The organism is Salegentibacter lacus (genome assembly GCF_020164555.1).
In the GTDB taxonomy this organism is placed as follows: domain Bacteria; phylum Bacteroidota; class Bacteroidia; order Flavobacteriales; family Flavobacteriaceae; genus Salegentibacter; species Salegentibacter lacus.
Genome location: NZ_JAIQZB010000024.1, coordinates 19,292 through 39,955 on the forward strand (window position 1 = coordinate 19,292; position 20,664 = coordinate 39,955).

Here is a 20,664-nt window from a genome sequence, read left to right on the forward strand (position 1 = left end):
TTGAGTAGTGAGTATTTAGTATTGAGCTCTTAATACTCAATACTGAAATCTCAATTCTATTTATAACTTCTTGTTTTCAATTCTATATTTTCAAATACTAGTTCTTCTTTGTGAAGAACAGCATCGGCGGGTTTTCCTTTATGTTCCCAGGCGGCAACGTATCTAAAGTTTTCGTCATCCCTCAAGGCTTCACCTTCTTCGGTTTGGTATTCTTCTCTAAAATGCCCTCCACAAGATTCATTTCTATGTAAAGCATCCTTAGCGAATAATTCTCCAAGTTCAAGGAAATCTGCCACACGACCGGCTTTTTCAAGCTCGGCATTTTTAGAGGTTGCAGTTCCCGGAACTTTTACGTTTTTCCAGAAATCTTCTCTTAAAGCTGCAATTTCTTCAATCGCCTCTTTTAAGCCTTCTGCATTACGTGCCATTCCGCATTTGTTCCACATAATCAAGCCTAATTCCTTGTGATAGGAATCTACCGATTTGTTTCCATTGGCATTCATCAATTTATCCATTCGCTCTTTCACCGCATTTTCAGTTTCTTCAAATTCAGGAGAATCTGTAGAAATTGCACCAGTACGAATATCATTCGATAAATAATTACCAATCGTGTAAGGCAATACAAAATAACCATCTGCTAATCCCTGCATTAATGCAGAAGCCCCAAGCCTGTTAGCACCGTGATCTGAGAAGTTAGCTTCTCCGGCAGCGTAACAACCCGGAATGGTAGTCTGTAAATTATAATCTACCCAAAGTCCACCCATTGTATAGTGAACGGCAGGATATATCATCATTGGGGTTTCATACGGATTCTGGTCTACGATCTTCTGATACATATCGAAGAGGTTTCCGTATTTAGAAGCTACTACTTCTTTCCCTAGTTTTATTATTTCTTCTTTTGAAGCATTTTTATTTCCTGAAGTAAAGGCTTTCTCTTTTCCGTAACGCTCTATTGCACTGGCAAAATCAAGATATACAGCCTGTCCTGTTTTATTTACTCCAAAACCGGCATCACAACGCTCTTTGGCAGCTCTGGAAGCTACATCACGTGGCACAAGGTTACCAAATGCAGGATAACGACGCTCCAGGTAATAATCTCTATCTTCTTCTGAAAGTTCTGTTGGTTTCTTCTTGCCGGCTCTTATAGCTTCAGCATCTTCTTTTTTCTTCGGCACCCAGATTCTTCCATCATTCCGAAGGGATTCAGACATCAACGTAAGTTTAGACTGATGATCTCCAGAAACCGGTATACAAGTTGGGTGAATTTGTGTATAGCAAGGGTTGGCAAAATATGCACCTCTACGATGCGCTCTCCAGGCGGCCGTCACATTACTTCCCATCGCGTTAGTTGAAAGGAAGAAAACATTACCATAACCACCGGAAGCCAACACCACAGCGTGAGCAGAGTGGCGTTCAATTTCGCCAGTAATCATATTTCTGGCAATAATTCCCCGGGCTTTACCATCTACTAATACTAAATCCATCATTTCGTGACGGTTGTAAGGCTTGATCTTTCCACGGTTAATCTGACGGTTCATTGCTGAATAAGCTCCAAGCAACAACTGCTGTCCCGTTTGTCCTTTAGCATAAAAAGTACGGGATACTAATACCCCACCAAAAGAACGGTTATCTAAATAACCTCCATATTCACGGGCAAAAGGAACTCCCTGTGCCACACATTGATCTATAATATTTCCAGAAACCTCAGCAAGACGATAAACGTTCCCTTCGCGAGAACGATAATCCCCACCTTTTACAGTATCGTAAAATAAGCGATAATCTGAATCACCGTCTCCCTGGTAATTTTTTGAAGCGTTAATACCTCCCTGAGCGGCGATAGAGTGGGCACGTCTTGGAGAATCCTGGTAACAAAATGTTTTCACATTATAACCTAATTCGGCAAGAGTTGCAGCTGCACTACCCCCGGCAAGTCCTGTTCCTATTACAATAACGTCTATATTACGTTTGTTGGCAGGATTAACAAGATTGATATTATTTTTATGATTGGTCCACTTTTCTTTTAGAGGCCCTTTAGGTATTTTTGAATCTAAAACTGACATAAATCTTACGTATTAAAGGTTATTAATATAGTGAAAAAGGGCTATAAAAATAAATCCTAGCGGTATGATGATCGCATAAGCCTTGGTGAATCCTCTAAGTCCTTTGGCGTACTTATTTCTCCATCCAACAGATTGGAAAGAAGAAGAAAAGCCGTGATAAAGGTGAAGGGCCAAAAATACAAATGAAACCACGTATAATATTGTTCTAACCGGGCTTTGGAATTTCGCCACTAACTCGTCATAATAACGAGCAGCGTCTTCGGGATGCGATTCAATATATTTATGAATCATTTCCGGAAACCAGAAATCGTAAAAGTGAAGCCCTAAAAAAGCTAAAATTACAAGTCCGGAGTAAATCATATTTCTTGACACCCAGCTTGAATTTTCATTTCCGGCAAACTTCACATACTTTATGTCTCTTGCTCCACGGTTTTTCGCTTCCAGTATAAAACCCATTACAAAGTGAAAAATCACTCCAAAAATTAAAATCGGTTGCAATAAAGCCTGCACAAAAAAGTTGGTTCCCATAAAATGAGAAACCTCATTAAAGACGTCTTTACTGAATACTGAAATAAAATTGATACTGAAATGCTGAGCTAAAAATAAGACCAGAAATAGTCCCGATAAGGCCATAGCAAATTTTCTTGCTATGGTTGAATTTAGAAATCCACCCATTGGTTTGATAATTTTATAGAAATTTAACAGCAAAAATACACTCCAAATCACTTACGGACAAACTTTCAAGCCTGTTTATAGGACTATTTAGAACAAATATAAGTAAGCGATAATTTTGTTGAAGACCATTATTCCCAATCTACACAATGCTAAAGGTTAAAACCTTTACCTAATGCTATCTTCTAAAGCACTTCAATTTTTCCTGGTGAAAATTTATATAAATTACGGTTACACAATTCACAAACCAGGTTAAGAATGAAAACTCCATAAAAAAAGCTACCCATAGATTTAGGTAGCTTTTTTTTATGGAGTTTAGTTTTTCTAATCTTTTTTATAACTATCAGCATGAACATTAGCCACTGCTCTACCCGATGGATCGTTCATATTTTTAAAAGACTCATCCCACTCTAAAGCGGTTGGGGTACTACAAGCTACAGAGGGTACAGATGGAACTGACTTTGCTGCCGCATCGCTTGGGAAATGATCGGTAAAAATAGATCGGTAGTAATATTCTTCTTTACTAGATGGTGGTTGAATTGGAAATTTAAAGTGTGCATTTTTAAGCTGCTCATCACTCACCTCTGCATTAACCAATTCTTTTAGAGTATCTATCCAACTATAACCAACACCATCCGAAAATTGTTCTTTTTGTCTCCAGGCTACGCTTTCTGGCAAATAATCTTCAAATGCCTTTCTTAGTACCCATTTTTCAATACGTTCCCCGGTAATCATTTTATCTTTAGGATTTATTCGCATAGCTACATCCATAAATTCTTTATCCAGGAAAGGAACACGCCCCTCTATACCCCAGGCACAAAGAGATTTATTAGCTCGTAAACAATCATATTGATGTAATTTATCTAATTTTCGAACGGTCTCCTCGTGAAAATCTTTTGCACTCGGAGCTTTATGAAAGTAAAGATACCCGCCAAATAATTCATCTGCACCTTCACCCGAAAGCACCATTTTAATCCCCAAAGATTTGATAGTTCTAGCCATTAAATACATAGGAGTAGACGCCCTAATTGTAGTTACATCATAAGTTTCTAAATGATAAATCACATCTTTAATCGCATCTAACCCTTCCTGTATGGTGAATTTTATTTCGTGATGCACCGTATCTAAATGATCGGCCACTTTTTGTGCAGCAGCAAGATCTGGCGACCCCTCTAACCCAATGGCAAAAGAGTGTAATCTTGGGTACCATGCCGCATCTTTATCGTCACTCTCTATTCTTTTTTCTGAATATAATTTGGCAACTGCAGAAGTAATTGAAGAATCTAAGCCACCTGAAAGTAAAACACCATAAGGCACATCACTCATCAACTGCCGGTGTACCGCTTTTTCAAGAGCTTCCTTTAAATCTTCGATACTGGTTTCATTATCCTTTACGGCATCATATTCCATCCAGTCGCGCTCATACCATTTTTGGAAACCTTCCTTTTTACTAGATAAATAATGCCCGGGAGGAAATAATTCAATCTTAGTACATTTACCTTCCAAAGCTTTAAGTTCTGAAGCTACATAAAAAGTTCCATTTTGATCCCAGCCTACATATAAAGGAATTATACCCATATGATCGCGAGCAATAAAATACTCATCATTTTCGACATCATAAATAGCAAAACCAAAAATCCCGTTTAATTCATCTAAAAAGCTATCTCCTTTTTCTTTATAAAGCGCGAGGATAACTTCACAATCAGATTTTGTTTGAAAGTTATAATTTGGAAACTGACTTCTTAATTCATTATGATTATAGATTTCTCCATTTGCAGCAAGCACAAGTTGTTTATCATCAGACAATAATGGTTGTCCACCAGAAATGGGATCTACAATGGCCAGGCGTTCATGTGCCAAAATCGCTTTTTCATCACTATAAATTCCACTCCAGTCTGGGCCACGATGTCTTAAACATTTAGCCATTTCTAATATTTGAGGTCTTAAGTCTTCAGACCTCTCTTTTAAATCGAAAGCACAAACAATTCCACACACAGCTTTAAAATTTTAAGTATTAATATTGAAACAAATATTGAATTAATATTTCATAAAAAAAGCCAATATAGGATATTTGGTTACATATGAAAATTTAAAATTACATATTAACTCCATATTAAAAATTAAATTTAATAATAATTACGATTTAATTTCAGCAGTAAAATTTTTGGAAAGCATTAAAAATATTATTCCTAAAATTGAAAATTGCAAAAATCAACTTTTGTCGAATTTTTCCGATTTTGCAAAAACTTAATGGGAAGTAAGCCAGGTTTTTAGTAATTTCAGGAGATAGAATTTCACCATTAATTCATAAGTTTTCATGGATTTTATAGACTACTACAAACTGCTGGAATTAGATAAATCTGCCAGCCAGGCTGATATTAAAAAAGCCTACCGGAAGCTGGCCAGGAAATATCACCCAGATCTCAACCCAAATAACAAGGAAGCTCAGCTTAGGTTTCAACAAATAAATGAAGCCAACGAAGTGTTGAGCGATCCTGAAAAACGAAAAAAATACGACCAGTACGGGAAAGACTGGCAACACGCAGATGCCTACGAGGAAGCCAAAAAGCAACAACAAGCTTCAGGCGGAAGAGCCCATTCCGGTGGTGGCTATGGAGGTTCGGGCTTTGGTGGCGGCCAAAGCAGTCATTCCTATTCAGGAAATTTTGACGATGATACTTTTTCAGACTTTTTTGAGGAAATGTTTGGCAGTGGCGCAAGAGCTCACGGTTCGGGTCGCGACCGACATTTTAAAGGGCAGGATTTTAATGCTGAGTTTCAACTAAACTTAAGCGATGTTTACACCAGCCACAAACAAACACTCACGGTAAATGGGAAGAATATTCGACTTACAATTCCCGCCGGAGTTGAGAATGGGCAAACCATTAAAATTAAGGGTCATGGCGGCCCAGGTGTTCAGGGCGGCCCCAAAGGCGATCTTTTTATCACTTTTAATATTATAAACAACACAAAATTCAAAAGAGAAAAAGAGAATTTATTCGCTACCATAGACATCGATCTATATACTGCATTGCTTGGTGGAGAAATAACCGTAGACACTTTTAGCGGAAAAGTAAAATTAAACGTGAAACCCGAAACCCAGCCCGACACGAAAGTAAAATTAAAAGGGAAAGGTTTCCCTAAATATAAAAAGGAAGATCAGTTTGGGGACTTAATTATCACTTACCACATAAGAATGCCTACCAACTTAAGCAGCCGAGAAAAAGAATTATTTAGAGAACTTCAAAAATTACGCTCATGAATTTAGAAGATTTAATCCCCACCGATGAGATTTGTATTCGATATAAAGTTGAACGCACTTTTGTAAGCTCCTTGTACGAAAGCGGTTTGATTGAAGTCGTGACCATTGAAGAAACTCAATATGTGCATTGCGATGACATTTCAGAATTTGAAAGGTTAAGGCGATTGCATTACGATCTGGACATTAATCTAGAAGGCCTGGAAGCAATTCAACATTTAATTGGAAAGGTAAAAAAACTGCAAAAGCAAAATCGCAAGCTTAAAAACCGATTGGGCTTATATGAATAATGTGAGAACTTTTTACTCTGTTAGATATTGATAACTTTGCACCAAATCGAAGAAACTAATTTTTAATTAACTCGGTTTCCGATTTCAGTTTAGAAAAAAGAATGAAAACAACTTTCTCGAAATTGGTTCAGAACCCATTTACCTGTATACTCTTGTTTTCCATATTTTTTATAATTTGGGATTATGGATGGGAATATTTTATAAATGACGATATCCCTGAATTCTTAGACTCAATACCCCACAGTCTTTTCATTGGAGTTTTTGTCGGTCTTTTTTTCTACTACTGGAATATAAAACCTGCATTAAATAAGAAAAAGAAACAATAGATATAATAATATGAGATACGATCAAATAGACAGTAAATTATTTATAAAAAACCGTAAAAGCTTTATGGCCGGAATGAAAGCCAACAGTCTTGCGGTTTTTAATGCCAACGATATTTTCCCAATTGGCGCCGACAGCACAATGCCTTTTCAGCAAAACCGCGACCTTTTTTATTTAAGTGGTGTAGACCAGGAAGAAGTTATTTTAGTACTTTTTCCTGATGCTCCAAAACCCGAACATCGTGAGATTTTATTTCTTACAGAAACCAATCCGCATATCGCAGTTTGGGAAGGCGCGAAATTAGACAAGAAAAAAGCACTGGAAGTTAGCGGTGTAGAAACCGTTTACTGGCTTCAGGATTTTGAGAAGATTTTCTTTGAAGTGATGTCGCAATGCGAAACGGTTTATTTCAATACCAACGAACATTATCGTGCGAATGTGCAGACTGAAACTCGTGACGATCGATTTATAAAATGGTGCAAGGAGAAATATCCGGCGCACCAGGTTGCGAAAAGCAATCCTATTTTACAGCGTTTACGTTCGGTAAAAGATCCCATCGAACTAGACTTGATGCAGAAAGCCTGTGATATTACCGAAAAGGCTTTCCGCAGAGCTTTGAAATTCACAAAACCCGGAGTTTGGGAACACGAAATTGAAGCTGAATACTGGCATGAAATGATTAGAAATCGTAGCCGCGGATTCGCTTATACGCCAATTATTGCCAGCGGAAATAACGCTAACGTGCTACATTACACTGAGAATAACCAGCAATGTAAAGAAGGAGATTTAATCCTTATAGACACCGGTGCAGAATATGCTAATTATTCGAGTGATATGACCAGAACTATTCCGGTTTCAGGAAAGTTTTCAGATCGCCAGAAACAGATCTACAATACGGTAAACAAGGTAAAGAAAGAAGCCACAAAATGGTTAGTTCCAGGAACTATTTGGGCAGAATACCACAAGGAAGTTGGTAAGTTAATGACTTCAGAATTATTAGATTTAGGCCTGCTGGATAAAGCCGATGTCCAAAATGAAGACCCAAAATGGCCAGCTTATAAAAAATATTTTATGCACGGTACCGCGCATAATATCGGATTAGACACCCACGATTACGGGATTTTAACCGAACCTATGAAACCTAACCAGGTTTTTACCGTAGAACCGGGAATCTATTTACCCGATGAAGGCTTTGGAATTCGTTTGGAAGACGATGTGATAATTCAGCCAGAAGGTGAGCCTTTTAACCTGATGCGTAATATCCCCATTGAAATTGAAGAAATTGAAGAGATTATGAATTCTTAGTTTTCAAAACTTTCAAGGTCATTACAAGCGACGTTAGGAGCGCGGTAATCTTTTGTTGGAAAATGGATCTACTTAAAAGCTCGTTCTGTTTTAAGAAGAGATTGCTTCAGTCGTCACCTCCTTCCAATTACAATTTCATCAAAATATTAAAACCAAAGCCACGAATCTATTTGAAAATTCGTGGCTTTTTGTATTGTTAAAAACAATGAGAACAACCTACAAAAATACTCCTATCTCTTTTACAAGTCAGGGAACCGGAAATCCGCTTGTGCTACTTCACGGGTTTTTAGAGTCTAAAGAAATATGGAAAGAATTTGCCGAAGAATTTTCCAAAAAGCGACAAATAATCTGCATAGATCTCCCCGGACACGGAGAATCCGGAAATATCTGCGAGATTCATACAATGGCAGTTATGGCCGAAGCAGTAAAATCTGTTCTAGATGAACTCAAAATTGAAAAAGCTTCTTTCGCCGGTCATTCTATGGGTGGTTATGCAAGTTTGGAAATCCAAAATATTTTTCCTACAATGTGCAATAGTCTGGTGCTGGTAAATTCTACCCCGCAGGCAGATTCTGAAGAACGTAAAGTCAATCGCGATCGTGCGGCTGCTTTGGTTCTAAAAAACAAAAAGGCTTTTGTGAGTATGGCGATCTCAAATTTGTTAACGCCAGAAAACAATAAGGTATTCAAATCTCAAATTGAATTAATAAAAAACCGCGCCCTGGAGTTTTCTACTCAAGGAATCTACGCCGCCATAAAGGGTATGAAAATTCGTACAGATCATGCCGGGCTTTTTGCAAAATTTAAAGGACAAAAAATTGTTGTAGCAGGAAAGCAGGATCCTGTTTTAGATTTTAACACGATAAAAACCATAGCTTTAAGCTGTGGTTCTAAGTTCGAAAATCTTCCAGATGGGCATTTGTCCTTTTTGGAGAACAAAACAGAAGTTCGAAGAATTTTGCATTTAATCGATTAATTTTAACTTTTTGCCGAAAGTTTAACTTTTTTTTATACTTTAGACTTTCAGAAACAAGAAAATCAAGCTTTTATGAAAGAAAGAACCCCTACAAGATTTTCGTTCGGAAAAGTTTTTTGCAGCATTTTCGGACATAGGCTACGTGTATCAAAAAATGTTACAGACCACGTACACGAATACAAATGCGAGAAATGCGGTATGGAAATGACCGATACCGCAAATGGTTTTTTGGCTCGTTTAACCCCAAAATTTAAAGAAACCAACAATTATATTTCGAAAATACATCAAAAAAGAAAGCGCAAGCATTTTGCCCACGCTTCTTAATATCCTATTTCGAAATTAAATTTTCGAAATCTTATTCCTTATTTTCAGAATTATCATTTTTATCATCCATCGAATTCCAGCCACGTGCAATTAGTGGTAATTTCTGATTAGCACGGGTTATTAAATGCATTCCTTCTTTTTCTTCTGCCATATGCCCAATAACGGTTAAATTGGGATTTGCCTTTATTTTATCATAATCGTCCTGAGAAATAGTAAAAAGCAATTCATAATCTTCTCCGCCGCTTAACGCGATGGTCGTGCTGTCAATATCAAATTCCTCACAAACCGAAATTACGGCAGGATCTAGCGGAATTTTCTCTTCGAATAAATTCGCACCAACCTGAGAGTTTTTGCACAAATGGATAATTTCAGAAGAAAGTCCGTCGCTAATGTCTATCATGGAAGTTGGTTTCACACCGAGTTCCTTCAATAGAGGAGCAATATCTTTTCTAGCTTCCGGCTTTAATTGCCTTTCGATTAAATAAGTATAAGGATCAAGATCTGGCTGAGCGTTTGGATTAGCCTTAAAAACTTCTTTCTCACGTTCCAGAATTTGCAAGCCCATATAGGCGGCACCAAGATCGCCGGTAACCACCAAAAGGTCGTTGGGTTTCGCACCGCTGCGGAAAACAATATCTTCTTTTTCGGCTACACCAATTGCGGTAATACTAATTAACAATCCAGAGGTTGAAGAAGTAGTATCACCACCAACCACATCAATATTATATAATTTTGCAGCCAGCTCAATCCCGGAGTATAATTCTTCCAAAGCTTCTACCGGAAACCGGTTGGAAGCAGCTATAGAAACGGTAATTTGAGTGGCTTTTGCATTCATCGCGTAAACATCAGATAAATTCACCATTACAGCTTTATAACCCAGATGCTTCAGCGGCATATACGCCAGGTCAAAATGCACACCTTCAACCAAAAGATCGGTAGTAACCACGGTTTGCATATTTTCAAAATTCAATACCGCAGCATCGTCGCCTATTGCTTTTACGGTTGAAGAGAGTTTGGGCCTAAACCCTTTAGTAAGGTGATCTATTAATCCAAATTCACCTAATTCTGAAAGGTTTGTACGCATATCCTGACTATCCTGAAACATAACTTATTATTTTAATTTGCAAAATAACTGAATATTATTCAACTGCCATTATTTAGATAGGCATAGATTAAAAAAACGCCGGTTTACTTATTTAATAAAAAATGATAATTAAATGCAAAACGCATTAGTTTTCAGTTATTTATATGCTATTAACCTTTCAAAAATTAGAATTGGCAGGACTTATCAATGTATTCTTAAAACATATACCAGCGCTATGGTAAACCGCTTGTTTTATAGTATATTTGTACCCAATTTAGAATTAATCTTTTTAAGCTATGATAAAAGTAAGCGAAAGCGCTAAAAAAAAGATTGCCGCACTTATGAGTGAAGAGGGTTTTGACAATTTGCAAGACTTTGTTCGAGTAGGTGTAAAAAGCGGAGGCTGCTCCGGTTTGTCTTACGAATTGAATTTTGACAAATCTAAAGCCGAAGACGACAAACTTTTTGAAGATAACGATATAAAAATAGTAGTAGATAAACGCAGTGTTTTATACCTGGCGGGAACCGTTTTAGAATTTTCCGGTGGATTAAACGGCAAAGGATTTGTTTTTAACAATCCAAACGCCCAAAGAACCTGTGGATGCGGAGAAAGTTTTTCTCTGTAATAGATTTAGAAGGAACAAATTTAAAAACAGGACTTAAACCTTGAATTTTTAAACTTTGAACCTTGAATAATTTTAGAAAAAATTGAGATGGCATATACTGAAGATGATTTAAAAAAAGAGCTCGAAACGAAAGAATATGAGTATGGGTTTTACACCGATATTGAATCGGATACATTCCCCGTGGGATTAAATGAAGATATTGTTAGAGCGATCTCCAAAAAGAAAGAAGAACCCGAATGGATGACTGAGTGGCGACTGGAAGCATATCGTCACTGGAAAACCATGAAAGAACCTGAATGGGCTAATGTACATTACGAGAAGCCTAATTTTCAGAATATTTCTTACTATTCGGCTCCCAATAAAAAACCGAAATACGAAAGTTTAGATGAAGTAGATCCTGAATTGCTGGAAACCTTTAAAAAACTTGGTATTTCTGTAGATGAGCAGAAAAAACTTGCCGGTGTTGCCGTTGATATCGTAATGGACTCTGTTTCAGTAACCACTACATTCAAAAAAACGCTTGCTGAAAAAGGAATTATATTCTGTTCTATTTCTGAAGCTATAAGGGAACATCCTGAGCTTGTAAAAAAATACATCGGATCGGTGGTACCTACCACAGATAACTTTTACGCGGCATTAAATTCCGCAGTATTTAGTGATGGCTCGTTTTGCTACATTCCAAAAGGCGTTAGATGCCCAATGGAACTTTCAACGTATTTTAGAATTAACCAGGCTGGTACAGGGCAATTTGAGCGTACGCTAGTAGTTGCAGAACCGGGAAGTTACGTAAGTTACCTTGAAGGTTGTACTGCCCCAACCCGTGATGAAAATCAATTACATGCGGCGGTGGTAGAATTGGTTGCAATGGACGACGCCGAAATTAAATACAGTACAGTTCAAAACTGGTTCCCAGGAAGTAAAGAAGGAAAAGGCGGGGTTTACAATTTTGTAACTAAGCGTGGAATTTGCGAAAAAGGAGCGAAGATTTCCTGGACGCAGGTTGAAACTGGATCGGCAGTAACCTGGAAATATCCTTCCTGTATTTTAAAAGGAGATAATTCTATTGGTGAATTTTATTCTATCGCGGTTACCAATAACCACCAGCAGGCAGATACCGGCACAAAAATGGTACACCTTGGTAAAAATACTAAGAGTACCATAATTTCTAAAGGTATTTCGGCAGGACAGTCGCAAAACTCCTACCGTGGATTAGTTCAAATTAACAGTAGAGCAGAAAACGCCCGTAACTTTTCACAATGTGATTCCCTTTTAATGGGGAATAAATGTGGCGCGCATACCTTCCCGTATATTGAAGTTAAAAACAAAACCGGGCAGGTAGAACACGAAGCTACCACCAGTAAAATTGGGGAAGACCAGATTTTTTACTGTAACCAACGTGGTATTGATACCGAAAAAGCTATTGCCCTTATTGTAAATGGGTTTAGTAAAGAGGTATTGAACAAATTACCTATGGAGTTTGCAGTGGAAGCACAAAAACTATTAGAAATTTCCCTTGAAGGATCTGTAGGATAAATAGGGAAAATGATGATTGAACAAATGAAGAAGTTTTTGCTAATTCTTGCTCTAGCTATTACAGCTTTTTCCTGTCAGGACGAAAGCCGTCAGGATCTTATGAATCAAAATGAAACAGAAAAAGTTCCTGACAGTATTCAAACGCTAACCGGGGAATTTATCTATGCCGGAGATGCAGCGATTTTAAGAGGAAGCGATTTTGTTTACGGCGTAACTATAGATTCAATGTCTAAAACACTGGCCGAGCAGATACAACCATTTCAAAAAGAAGAATTTGATTTGGTTACCGTAAGAGTAAAAGGTAAAATCGTTCCAAAACCACGACAGGAAGGTTGGGACGAGAATATAGAAATAAGAGAAATTATTGAAATTCTGGATGCCGAAAAGGTTCTGGAAGAACAGGAAGAAAAATAATAATCCAATCCCGAGTTTATTCGGGATGCATACAGAGAATTTATGCTAAAAATAAAGAATTTACACGCGAGTATAGAAGATAAGGAAATCCTAAAAGGAATTAATCTTGAAATTAATCCGGGAGAAGTTCACGCTATTATGGGGCCTAACGGTTCAGGAAAAAGCACGCTTTCTTCGGTAATTGCCGGGAAAGAGGAATTTGAACAAACCCAGGGTGAAATACTTTTTGAAAACACAGAGATTTCAGAAATGGATCCTGAAGAAAGAGCACATAAAGGCATCTTTCTTTCTTTTCAATATCCGGTGGAAATTCCGGGAGTTTCAGTTACGAATTTTATGAGAACTGCGATCAATGCTCATAGAAAAGCTAACGGACTGGAAGATATGCCGGCCAATGAAATGCTGAAAAAGATTCGCGAGAAATCTGCAGCTTTAGAAATAGATCGTAAATTTTTATCAAGATCTTTAAATGCAGGGTTTTCAGGAGGAGAGAAGAAAAGAAATGAGATCTTCCAAATGGCTATGTTAGAACCAAAATTAGCTATTCTTGATGAAACCGATTCAGGTTTGGATATCGATGCATTAAAAATTGTTGCCGACGGAGTGAACAAGTTAAGAAGCAAAGACAATGCGGTATTGTTAATTACTCACTATCAGCGTTTGCTTAACTATATTGTACCAGATGTGGTTCACGTAATGATAGACGGTAAAATCGTAAAATCTGGCGGCAAGGAACTAGCACTCGAGCTGGAAGAAAGAGGTTACGAATGGGTAAAAGCTGAAAAAGCAGTTTAAAAAGTTATTTAGTCTTTTAAAGACTGCTAAAAGTTTCCCGCCTAGGCGGGAAAGACAAAATACAGTATAATGGAATTGAAAGAAAAATTAGTATCATCATTCCTGGCTTTTGAAGAAGAGTACACAGGAGCTAACGATGATCTTCATAAGATAAGAAATCAGGCGATTAAGGACTTTGAAACTATAGGTTTCCCAAGCCGAAAGGAGGAAGATTATAAATACACTTCCCTTAAATCGGTTTTAAAAGAAGATTACAGTCTTTTTCCGAAGAAGGAAAACGCTATAGAATACAAAGACATTAAAAAATACCTTATTCACGAGATAGATACTTACGACCTGGTATTTATAGATGGTATTTATTCATCGCACTTATCCAGCACTACGCACGATAAGATTGACGTTTGCTTAATGTCTTCGGCTTTAAATAAAGATCTTTACAAGCCATTAATTGATAATTATTTCAACAAAATTGCTCCAAAAAACGGACTAAACTCGTTGAATACGGCTTTTACAAAAGAAGGTGCGTTTATTCATATTCATAAGAATACAATGGCTGATAAGCCAATCCAGATCATAAATTTCTCTACCGGAAATGAATCTTCTATATTGGTGCAGCCTCGTAATTTAATTGTGGTAGACGAGAATTCACACTGCCAAATTATTGAGCGTCACCAGAGTTTAACCGAACAACCGGTACTTACTAATTCGGTTACTGAAATATTTGCCGATAAACGTGCTATTGTAGATTACTACAAGATTCAGAATGATAAACTTTCGGCTTCTTTAATTGACAATACTTACATCGAACAAAAATCTGAAAGTTTCTGTTCGGTACACACTTTTTCCTTTGGCGGGAAATTAACCCGAAACAATCTTAACTTCTATCAAAGAGGAGAGCGCATAGATTCTACAATGAAAGGTATAACCATCATTGAAGGGAAACAGCACGTAGACCATAACACTTTGGTACACCATATTGAACCAAACTGTGAATCCCACCAGGATTACAAAGGTATTTTTGATGAAAAATCGGTTGGTGTTTTTAACGGAAAAGTAGTGGTTGAAAAAGAAGCGCAAAAAACAAACGCATACCAGTCTAACAACAATGTTTTATTAAACGACAAAGCAACCATAAACTCAAAACCTCAGCTGGAAATTTTTGCAGATGATGTAAAATGTAGCCACGGTTGTACTATTGGGCAGTTAGACGAAGATGCTTTATTTTATCTTCAGTCTCGTGGGATTCCAAGAAAAGAAGCCAGCGGACTTTTAATGTACGCTTTTGCCAATAATGTATTGGAAAGTGTAAAAATTCCGGAAATTAAAAAGAGAATCAATAAACTTATAGCCCTTAAACTGGGCGTAGAATTAGGATTCAACTTGTAAATCGCTATCTAAAGTAGCTTTAAAAGAATCCTCAAATCAGTATAAAAATGAGCATTGCTACTAATAATATAGCATTTAACGTTGAAGATATTAGAAAAGACTTCCCTATTCTGAATAGGGAAGTTAATGGTTATCCCCTGGTTTATCTGGATAATGCGGCAACTTCGCAAACTCCAAAACAGGTGATGGATGCTATTGTAGATTATTATTCTAACTACAATGCCAATATTCATCGCGGCGTGCACAGTCTTTCTCAGGAAGCAACCGATAAATATGAAGGAGCAAGAATAAAAATTCAGCAACATTTTAATGCTGAAAAAGCTCATGAAATTATTTTTACTTCGGGAACCACTCACGGGATTAATCTTGTGGCAAGTGGTTTCGCTTCTATTCTCAAAAAGGGGGATGAAATCCTTGTTTCAGCACTAGAGCACCATTCCAATATTGTGCCCTGGCAAATGCTTTGTGAAAAAACGGGAGCAATCTTGAAGGTAATACCCATGAACGAGCAGGGCGAACTCATTTATGAATCTTTTGAAGAATTGCTTTCAGAAAACACTAAAGTGGTTTTCCTAAATCACGTTTCAAACGCTTTGGGCACCATTAATCCTATCAAAAAAATTATAGATAAAGCCCACGAAAAAGGCGCCGCTGTTCTAATAGATGGCGCGCAGGCTGCTCCGCATATCAAAGCAGATGTGCAGGCACTCGATGTTGATTTCTACGTGGTTTCTGCCCATAAAATGTGCGGTCCAACCGGAGTTGGCGTTTTATACGGGAAAGAAGAATGGCTCAATAAACTTCCACCCTATCAAGGTGGTGGCGAAATGATCGCAACGGTTAGTTTTGAAAAAACAACCTATGCTGAACTTCCGCATAAATTTGAAGCCGGCACGCCCAATATATGTGGTGGTATCGCTTTTGGCGCAGCCATAGATTATATGAACGCTATCGGTTTTGAAGCTATTGCCCACTACGAAGAGGAATTGCTGGATTATGCCACTTTAAAACTTCAGGAAATTGAAGGAATGGAACTCTACGGGACTTCGAGAGAAAAAACCGCCGTGATTTCCTTTAATATTGAAGGGCTTCATCCGTATGATATTGGTACGCTTGTCGACAAAATGGGTATAGCGGTAAGAACGGGACATCATTGTGCCCAGCCTATTATGGATTTTTATAAAATTCCGGGCACTGTAAGGGCTTCTTTCTCGTTTTACAATACAAAAGAAGAAATTGACCGGTTTATCGATGCGGTTAAAAAAGCTAAATCAATGCTCTCTTAATTAATAAAGAATGAAAAAGATCTTATTCTTAATCAGTGTGTTTTTAATAGTTTCATGCGGAAATTCAGAAGAAAAGATTTCAGAAGATCCTGCAGATTTAAAATCCATTAATAGCGATTATGAATTGTTGGAGATGGATGGGGAAGATATTTCTTCCGAAGGTTTTATTTTAAATTTTAATGGAGAAGAACAAAGACTTTCGGGAAAAACAGGTTGCAATAATTTTGTAGCGACTTATAAAATTGAAGATTCCATTATTAAATTCAATCCTCCGATGGGAACAAAAATGTACTGCGAAGGACAGATGGAATATGAAGAGATTTTTAATGAAGTAATCCCAGAAATTAGAAATGTTAGAATTAGCGATAAAGATTTAATATTTTTATCTGGAGAAAATCAGGAGCTTTTAAACCTGCAAAAAACAGAAGACAGTGAGTAAGACGATACAGGAAATACAGGAAGAGATTGTAGACGAGTTCGCGATGTTCGAGGACTGGATGCAGCGTTATGAATATATGATAGAGCTTGGAAAAGCACTTCCTTTAATTGACGAAAAATACAAAATTGACGAAAACCTTATTAAAGGTTGCCAAAGTAAAGTGTGGGTTCACGCCGAGCTGGAAGATGAAAAACTGGTTTTTACCGCAGATAGCGACGCTATAATCACCAAAGGAATTGTAGCTATTTTGATCAGGGCCTTTTCCAATCATCATCCTTCGGCAATTATTGAAGCCGACACGAAATTTATTGATGATATTGGCTTGAAAGAGCATTTGTCTCCTACCCGCGCCAATGGTTTGGTGAGTATGATCAAACAACTTAAAATGTATGCCGTGGCATACCAAACACAACTCAATTAAGATGGAACAAGAAATAAACACCGAGGAATTAGGAGAAAAAATCGTAAAGGTTTTAAAAACCATTTACGACCCTGAAATCCCTGTAGATATATACGAATTAGGCCTTATTTACGATGTGATGGTAAATACCGATCACGAAGTAAAAATCTTAATGACATTAACCACACCTAACTGCCCGGTAGCCGAAAGTTTACCGCAGGAAGTAAAGGAAAGGGTAGCTTCTATCGATACGGTGAAAGATGCCGAGGTAGAAATTACTTTCGATCCGCCGTGGAACCAGGATCTTATTAGCGAAGAAGCAAAACTGGAATTAGGACTTTTATAAGCTATAATTTTTAATCATTAAATTCGACTTTAATTTATGGCTGAAGAAATTGTAAACCGGATAGCCAATAGCAAACTTATCACGTTTAATCTTGAGGATTATTATCCTGAAGGGGAACGCGTGTTGTTTGATGTTAAAGACTGGCTTCTGGAAGGTTTTGTACTGCGCGAGGGTGAGTTTAGGCAACAGGCTAAAAACCACGATTGGAGCCAGTACGAAGGCAAATTCATTGCACTTACCTGCTCCAGCGATGCGATTATCCCGGCCTGGGCATTTATGTTATTGGCTACCTATTTACAGCCTTACGCAAAAAAAGTAATAACCGGCAATCTGGAAACACTGGAAACCGTGCTATATACGGAAGTTATTCAGAAAATGGATCTTAACGATCTTACAGATAAACCTGTGATTATCAAAGGCTGTTCCCACAAACCGGTGCCTAAAAATGCTTATTTGCTTTTAATAGAAAAACTACAACCCGTAGTTAAAAGTTTAATGTATGGTGAGGCCTGCTCATCGGTACCCTTGTATAAAAAACCAAAAAATTAAGATGAACCAGTATGATGCTGGATGCAAAATTAACAATACCAGGAAGTGGTTATATTCCTGTATTAGCGTTCAGGTGACATTCAGAATTATAAGAAAATGAAAAAATTAATACTTGCTTTCGTCCTATTTGGCGGAATTTTTAATTTATCGGCTCAGGAAGAGGAAGAAGAACAAAAACAAGGATGGACTAAAGAAGGAAACATTTCCTTGCTTTTTAATCAATCGGCCTTTAACGAAGAATGGACTGGCGGGGGGACTTCAAACCTTGCAGGGAATTTACTTTTTGATTATAATTTCAATTATCTAAAAGACGATTTTACCTGGGACAATAGGTTGCTTTTGGACTATGGAATCACCAAGCAACGTAGTGATGAGTTTGCAAGAAAAACAAGTGACCGTTTAGAACTTAACTCAATCGCAGGGAAGCAAGTACAGGACTCCAACTGGTATTATTCACTTTTTCTTAATTTTAGAACACAAATTACCAAAGGTTATAAATTTGGTGAAGACGAAACCGGAGAAACTACCCGAACAGAATATACTAACTTTTTATCACCCGCCTACCTTCAGTTTGGCCCCGGGATGATGTGGAAAAAAAGTGAAAATTTCTATGTAAATATTGCACCGGCTACCGGTAGAATGGTTTTTGTTGATAAAGATTTCACTTCGGGGCCAGATTATACAGATGGCGATTATTTTGGAGTAGATGCTAATAAAGCGATGCGTTTTGAATTTGGCGCCTCGGTTTCTGGATACGCTAAATTTGATGTTATTGAAAATGTAACGATGGAAAATCTACTTAACTTATATTCCAATTACCTCGAAGACCCGCAGAACGTAGATATCGATTATACCATGAACATGAAAATGAAGATTAACGATTACCTTTCTACAAATCTTATTTTTCAGGCTATTTATGATGATAATGCTGTAAAAGGCTTCCAAATCAGGGAGGTTTTCGGTTTAGGATTTAACTATGGATTTTAAAATATTACAAATAAACTAGCCCGTAACGTCAAGCTGAACTCGTTTCAGCATCTATCCTGATCTGGAAACTACTTAGACGCTGAAATAAACAGCGTGACTGTAAACAAACTAAAAACAACCTGCCCTAATACGGCAGGTTTGTTATTTTATTAGATTTTTTAGTTAAATATATGTTGAAATAATTTCCGCAAAAATCGCAGTAGCAATCTATTGTGTAACTTTGTATTTATGATTGAAAAAACCGACCTAACCCACGAAAAAGCTGTTCTAATTGGTATTGTAACCAAAGAACAGGGGCACGATAAATTAAAAGAATATCTGGACGAATTAGAGTTCCTAACCTATACCGCCGGCGGGGAAGTGATTAAGCGTTTCAGCCAGAATATGGACAAGCCCAACCCCAAAACATTTATTGGGACAGGGAAAATGAATGAATTAAAAGAATTCGTTGATGAAAATGATGTAGGTACCGCTATTTTTGATGATGAACTTTCTCCTGCACAGCAAAAGAATATTGAAAAAATCTTAAAGTGTAAAGTATTAGATAGAACTACGCTTATTCTCGATATTTTTGCCCAACGGGCACAAACCAGCTACGCGAGGACACAGGTAGAACTGGCACAATATGAATATTTACTACCAAGACTTGCCGGTATGTGGACTCACCTTGAACGCCAGCGTGGTGGTATTGGAATGCGTGGACCCGGGGAAACAGAAATAGAGACTGACCGTAGGATTGTTCGGGATAAAATTGCGCTTTTAAAAAAGAAACTGGAAACTATAGACAAGCAAATGGAAGTGCAACGCGGTAACCGCGGTCAATTGGTTAGGGTGGCATTAGTAGGTTACACAAACGTTGGAAAATCTACCTTAATGAATACCATTAGCAAGAGTGAGGTTTTTGCAGAAAATAAGCTTTTCGCAACTTTAGATACTACGGTAAGAAAAGTCGTGATTCGCAATTTACCATTCCTTTTAACGGATACGGTTGGGTTTATAAGGAAACTTCCCACGCAACTGGTAGAGTCTTTTAAATCGACCTTAGATGAAGTTAGGGAATCCGATTTGTTACTGCACGTAGTAGATATTTCACATCCCAATTTTGAAGATCATATAGAGTCTGTTAACCAGATCATGAGCGAGATTAAGAGTAATGACAAACCAACCATTATGGTTTTTAATAAGATCGATCAATATGAAGCTGAAGAAATTGAAGAGGACGATTTAATTACTGAAAAAACGAAGGAGCATTACACACTTAAAGAATGGAAGCAAACCTGGATGAACAAAATGGGCGATAATGTCTTGTTTATTTCAGCTTTGAACAATGAGAATATGGAGGATTTCCGCAGAAAAGTTTATGAAGCGGTTCGTAAAATCCATATTACCCGTTTCCCTTATAATAATTTTCTCTATCCGGAATATGATAAATATGGAGAGGAAAAATAGAGTTCGGGTGAAAAACTTGGGACGTCAAGCTGAACGGGTTTCAGCTTCTAATATGATTTCAATATCTAAAACCTTAGACCCTGAAATAAATTCAGGGTTACGACTTAAAATCTTCTAAAAAATTATATGTTTTTTTTAGTAAATTAGAGTAGACCAATAA

General features: G+C 37.4%; 21 protein-coding genes. 17 read left to right on the forward strand and 4 right to left on the reverse strand.

Annotated features, from left to right (window positions below; genetic code table 11):
* Positions 1–56: 56 nt before the first annotated feature.
* The 3 genes from LB465_RS16100 to asnB form a co-directional block, all read right to left on the reverse strand.
* On the reverse strand, positions 57–2,060 hold the full coding sequence (locus tag LB465_RS16100; protein WP_224470950.1) for a fumarate reductase/succinate dehydrogenase flavoprotein subunit: 2,004 nt from the start codon (positions 2,058–2,060) through the stop codon (positions 57–59).
* Positions 2,061–2,072: 12 nt separating this feature from the next.
* Positions 2,073–2,735 (reverse strand): succinate dehydrogenase cytochrome b subunit, encoded by a 663-nt coding sequence (locus LB465_RS16105; protein ID WP_224470951.1) that lies wholly within the window; start codon positions 2,733–2,735, stop codon positions 2,073–2,075.
* A 321-nt stretch (positions 2,736–3,056) separates the two neighbouring features.
* Positions 3,057–4,727: an asparagine synthase B gene (gene asnB, locus LB465_RS16110; protein WP_224470952.1), complete on the reverse strand. Its 1,671-nt coding sequence runs from the start codon at positions 4,725–4,727 to the stop codon at positions 3,057–3,059.
* Positions 4,728–5,049: 322 nt separating this feature from the next.
* Here asnB and LB465_RS16115 point away from each other — a divergent pair, with 322 nt between their 5' ends.
* The 5 genes from LB465_RS16115 to LB465_RS16135 all read left to right on the forward strand — a co-directional run bounded on the left by LB465_RS16115 (position 5,050) and on the right by LB465_RS16135 (position 9,210).
* Positions 5,050–5,994 carry a DnaJ C-terminal domain-containing protein gene (locus tag LB465_RS16115; protein ID WP_224470953.1) on the forward strand — a complete coding sequence of 315 codons (945 nt, stop codon included), beginning with the start codon at positions 5,050–5,052 and terminating at the stop codon, positions 5,992–5,994.
* Positions 5,991–6,281 (forward strand): chaperone modulator CbpM, encoded by a 291-nt coding sequence (locus tag LB465_RS16120; RefSeq protein WP_224470954.1) that lies wholly within the window; start codon positions 5,991–5,993, stop codon positions 6,279–6,281. The genes LB465_RS16115 and LB465_RS16120 overlap by 4 nt, the downstream gene beginning before the upstream one ends.
* A 336-nt stretch (positions 6,282–6,617) precedes the next feature.
* Positions 6,618–7,910 carry an aminopeptidase P family protein gene (locus LB465_RS16125; protein WP_224470955.1) on the forward strand — a complete coding sequence of 431 codons (1,293 nt, stop codon included), beginning with the start codon at positions 6,618–6,620 and terminating at the stop codon, positions 7,908–7,910.
* A gap of 205 nt (positions 7,911–8,115) precedes the next feature.
* Entirely contained in the window at positions 8,116–8,886 is a 771-nt protein-coding gene (locus LB465_RS16130) for an alpha/beta fold hydrolase (RefSeq protein ID WP_224470956.1), read from the forward strand.
* A 72-nt stretch (positions 8,887–8,958) separates the two neighbouring features.
* Positions 8,959–9,210 (forward strand): hypothetical protein, encoded by a 252-nt coding sequence (locus LB465_RS16135; RefSeq protein WP_224470957.1) that lies wholly within the window; start codon positions 8,959–8,961, stop codon positions 9,208–9,210.
* A gap of 31 nt (positions 9,211–9,241) precedes the next feature.
* On the opposite strand, the gene thiL is transcribed toward LB465_RS16135, so the two are convergent.
* Entirely contained in the window at positions 9,242–10,315 is a 1,074-nt protein-coding gene (gene thiL, locus LB465_RS16140; RefSeq protein WP_224470958.1) for a thiamine-phosphate kinase, read from the reverse strand.
* 275 nt (positions 10,316–10,590) lie between these two features.
* Between thiL and LB465_RS16145 the strand changes: the two genes are divergently transcribed.
* The 12 genes from LB465_RS16145 to hflX all read left to right on the forward strand — a co-directional run bounded on the left by LB465_RS16145 (position 10,591) and on the right by hflX (position 20,504).
* Entirely contained in the window at positions 10,591–10,920 is a 330-nt protein-coding gene (locus LB465_RS16145; RefSeq protein ID WP_079711690.1) for a HesB/IscA family protein, read from the forward strand.
* 87 nt (positions 10,921–11,007) lie between these two features.
* Complete coding sequence (sufB, locus tag LB465_RS16150; RefSeq protein WP_224470959.1) at positions 11,008–12,453, forward strand: Fe-S cluster assembly protein SufB; 1,446 nt, start codon at positions 11,008–11,010, stop codon at positions 12,451–12,453.
* A 9-nt stretch (positions 12,454–12,462) separates the two neighbouring features.
* Entirely contained in the window at positions 12,463–12,867 is a 405-nt protein-coding gene (locus tag LB465_RS16155) for a hypothetical protein (RefSeq protein ID WP_224470960.1), read from the forward strand.
* A 42-nt stretch (positions 12,868–12,909) separates the two neighbouring features.
* The gene (sufC, locus tag LB465_RS16160) at positions 12,910–13,662 is read left to right on the forward strand and encodes a Fe-S cluster assembly ATPase SufC (protein WP_224470961.1); all 753 of its coding nucleotides are present in this window, start codon (positions 12,910–12,912) and stop codon (positions 13,660–13,662) included.
* Between the two features lie 69 nt (positions 13,663–13,731).
* The gene (gene sufD, locus LB465_RS16165; protein WP_224470962.1) at positions 13,732–15,048 is read left to right on the forward strand and encodes a Fe-S cluster assembly protein SufD; all 1,317 of its coding nucleotides are present in this window, start codon (positions 13,732–13,734) and stop codon (positions 15,046–15,048) included.
* A 47-nt stretch (positions 15,049–15,095) separates the two neighbouring features.
* Positions 15,096–16,334 (forward strand): aminotransferase class V-fold PLP-dependent enzyme, encoded by a 1,239-nt coding sequence (locus tag LB465_RS16170; RefSeq protein ID WP_224470963.1) that lies wholly within the window; start codon positions 15,096–15,098, stop codon positions 16,332–16,334.
* 10 nt (positions 16,335–16,344) lie between these two features.
* Entirely contained in the window at positions 16,345–16,773 is a 429-nt protein-coding gene (locus LB465_RS16175) for an META domain-containing protein (protein WP_224470964.1), read from the forward strand.
* Between the two features lie 43 nt (positions 16,774–16,816).
* On the forward strand, positions 16,817–17,194 hold the full coding sequence (locus LB465_RS16180; RefSeq protein WP_224470976.1) for a SufE family protein: 378 nt from the start codon (positions 16,817–16,819) through the stop codon (positions 17,192–17,194).
* Between the two features lies 1 nt (position 17,195).
* Complete coding sequence (locus LB465_RS16185) at positions 17,196–17,519, forward strand: iron-sulfur cluster assembly protein (RefSeq protein WP_224470965.1); 324 nt, start codon at positions 17,196–17,198, stop codon at positions 17,517–17,519.
* A 36-nt stretch (positions 17,520–17,555) separates the two neighbouring features.
* Positions 17,556–18,068 (forward strand): DUF2480 family protein, encoded by a 513-nt coding sequence (locus LB465_RS16190; RefSeq protein WP_224470966.1) that lies wholly within the window; start codon positions 17,556–17,558, stop codon positions 18,066–18,068.
* Between the two features lie 96 nt (positions 18,069–18,164).
* Positions 18,165–19,055 (forward strand): DUF3078 domain-containing protein, encoded by an 891-nt coding sequence (locus LB465_RS16195; protein ID WP_224470967.1) that lies wholly within the window; start codon positions 18,165–18,167, stop codon positions 19,053–19,055.
* A gap of 228 nt (positions 19,056–19,283) precedes the next feature.
* Complete coding sequence (hflX, locus tag LB465_RS16200) at positions 19,284–20,504, forward strand: GTPase HflX (protein WP_224470968.1); 1,221 nt, start codon at positions 19,284–19,286, stop codon at positions 20,502–20,504.
* The last annotated feature ends 160 nt before the right edge of the window (positions 20,505–20,664 follow it).

Bases quoted from the DNA above. Each gene is read 5' to 3' on its own strand.
- LB465_RS16170 (WP_224470963.1), top strand. From the start codon at position 15,096: ATGAGCATTGCTACTAATAATATAGCATTTAACGTTGAAGATATTAGA.
- LB465_RS16175 (WP_224470964.1), top strand. From the start codon at position 16,345: ATGAAAAAGATCTTATTCTTAATCAGTGTGTTTTTAATAGTTTCATGC.
- sufD (WP_224470962.1), top strand. From the start codon at position 13,732: ATGGAATTGAAAGAAAAATTAGTATCATCATTCCTGGCTTTTGAAGAA.
- LB465_RS16120 (WP_224470954.1), top strand. From the start codon at position 5,991: ATGAATTTAGAAGATTTAATCCCCACCGATGAGATTTGTATTCGATAT.
- LB465_RS16135 (WP_224470957.1), top strand. From the start codon at position 8,959: ATGAAAGAAAGAACCCCTACAAGATTTTCGTTCGGAAAAGTTTTTTGC.
- sufB (WP_224470959.1), top strand. From the start codon at position 11,008: ATGGCATATACTGAAGATGATTTAAAAAAAGAGCTCGAAACGAAAGAA.
- LB465_RS16180 (WP_224470976.1), top strand. From the start codon at position 16,817: ATGTTCGAGGACTGGATGCAGCGTTATGAATATATGATAGAGCTTGGA.
- LB465_RS16125 (WP_224470955.1), top strand. From the start codon at position 6,618: ATGAGATACGATCAAATAGACAGTAAATTATTTATAAAAAACCGTAAA.
- LB465_RS16155 (WP_224470960.1), top strand. From the start codon at position 12,463: ATGATGATTGAACAAATGAAGAAGTTTTTGCTAATTCTTGCTCTAGCT.
- LB465_RS16105 (WP_224470951.1), bottom strand. From the start codon at position 2,735: ATGGGTGGATTTCTAAATTCAACCATAGCAAGAAAATTTGCTATGGCC.
- LB465_RS16115 (WP_224470953.1), top strand. From the start codon at position 5,050: ATGGATTTTATAGACTACTACAAACTGCTGGAATTAGATAAATCTGCC.
- LB465_RS16145 (WP_079711690.1), top strand. From the start codon at position 10,591: ATGATAAAAGTAAGCGAAAGCGCTAAAAAAAAGATTGCCGCACTTATG.
- thiL (WP_224470958.1), bottom strand. From the start codon at position 10,315: ATGTTTCAGGATAGTCAGGATATGCGTACAAACCTTTCAGAATTAGGT.
- LB465_RS16130 (WP_224470956.1), top strand. From the start codon at position 8,116: ATGAGAACAACCTACAAAAATACTCCTATCTCTTTTACAAGTCAGGGA.
- sufC (WP_224470961.1), top strand. From the start codon at position 12,910: ATGCTAAAAATAAAGAATTTACACGCGAGTATAGAAGATAAGGAAATC.
- LB465_RS16185 (WP_224470965.1), top strand. From the start codon at position 17,196: ATGGAACAAGAAATAAACACCGAGGAATTAGGAGAAAAAATCGTAAAG.
- LB465_RS16190 (WP_224470966.1), top strand. From the start codon at position 17,556: ATGGCTGAAGAAATTGTAAACCGGATAGCCAATAGCAAACTTATCACG.
- hflX (WP_224470968.1), top strand. From the start codon at position 19,284: ATGATTGAAAAAACCGACCTAACCCACGAAAAAGCTGTTCTAATTGGT.
- LB465_RS16100 (WP_224470950.1), bottom strand. From the start codon at position 2,060: ATGTCAGTTTTAGATTCAAAAATACCTAAAGGGCCTCTAAAAGAAAAG.
- LB465_RS16195 (WP_224470967.1), top strand. From the start codon at position 18,165: ATGAAAAAATTAATACTTGCTTTCGTCCTATTTGGCGGAATTTTTAAT.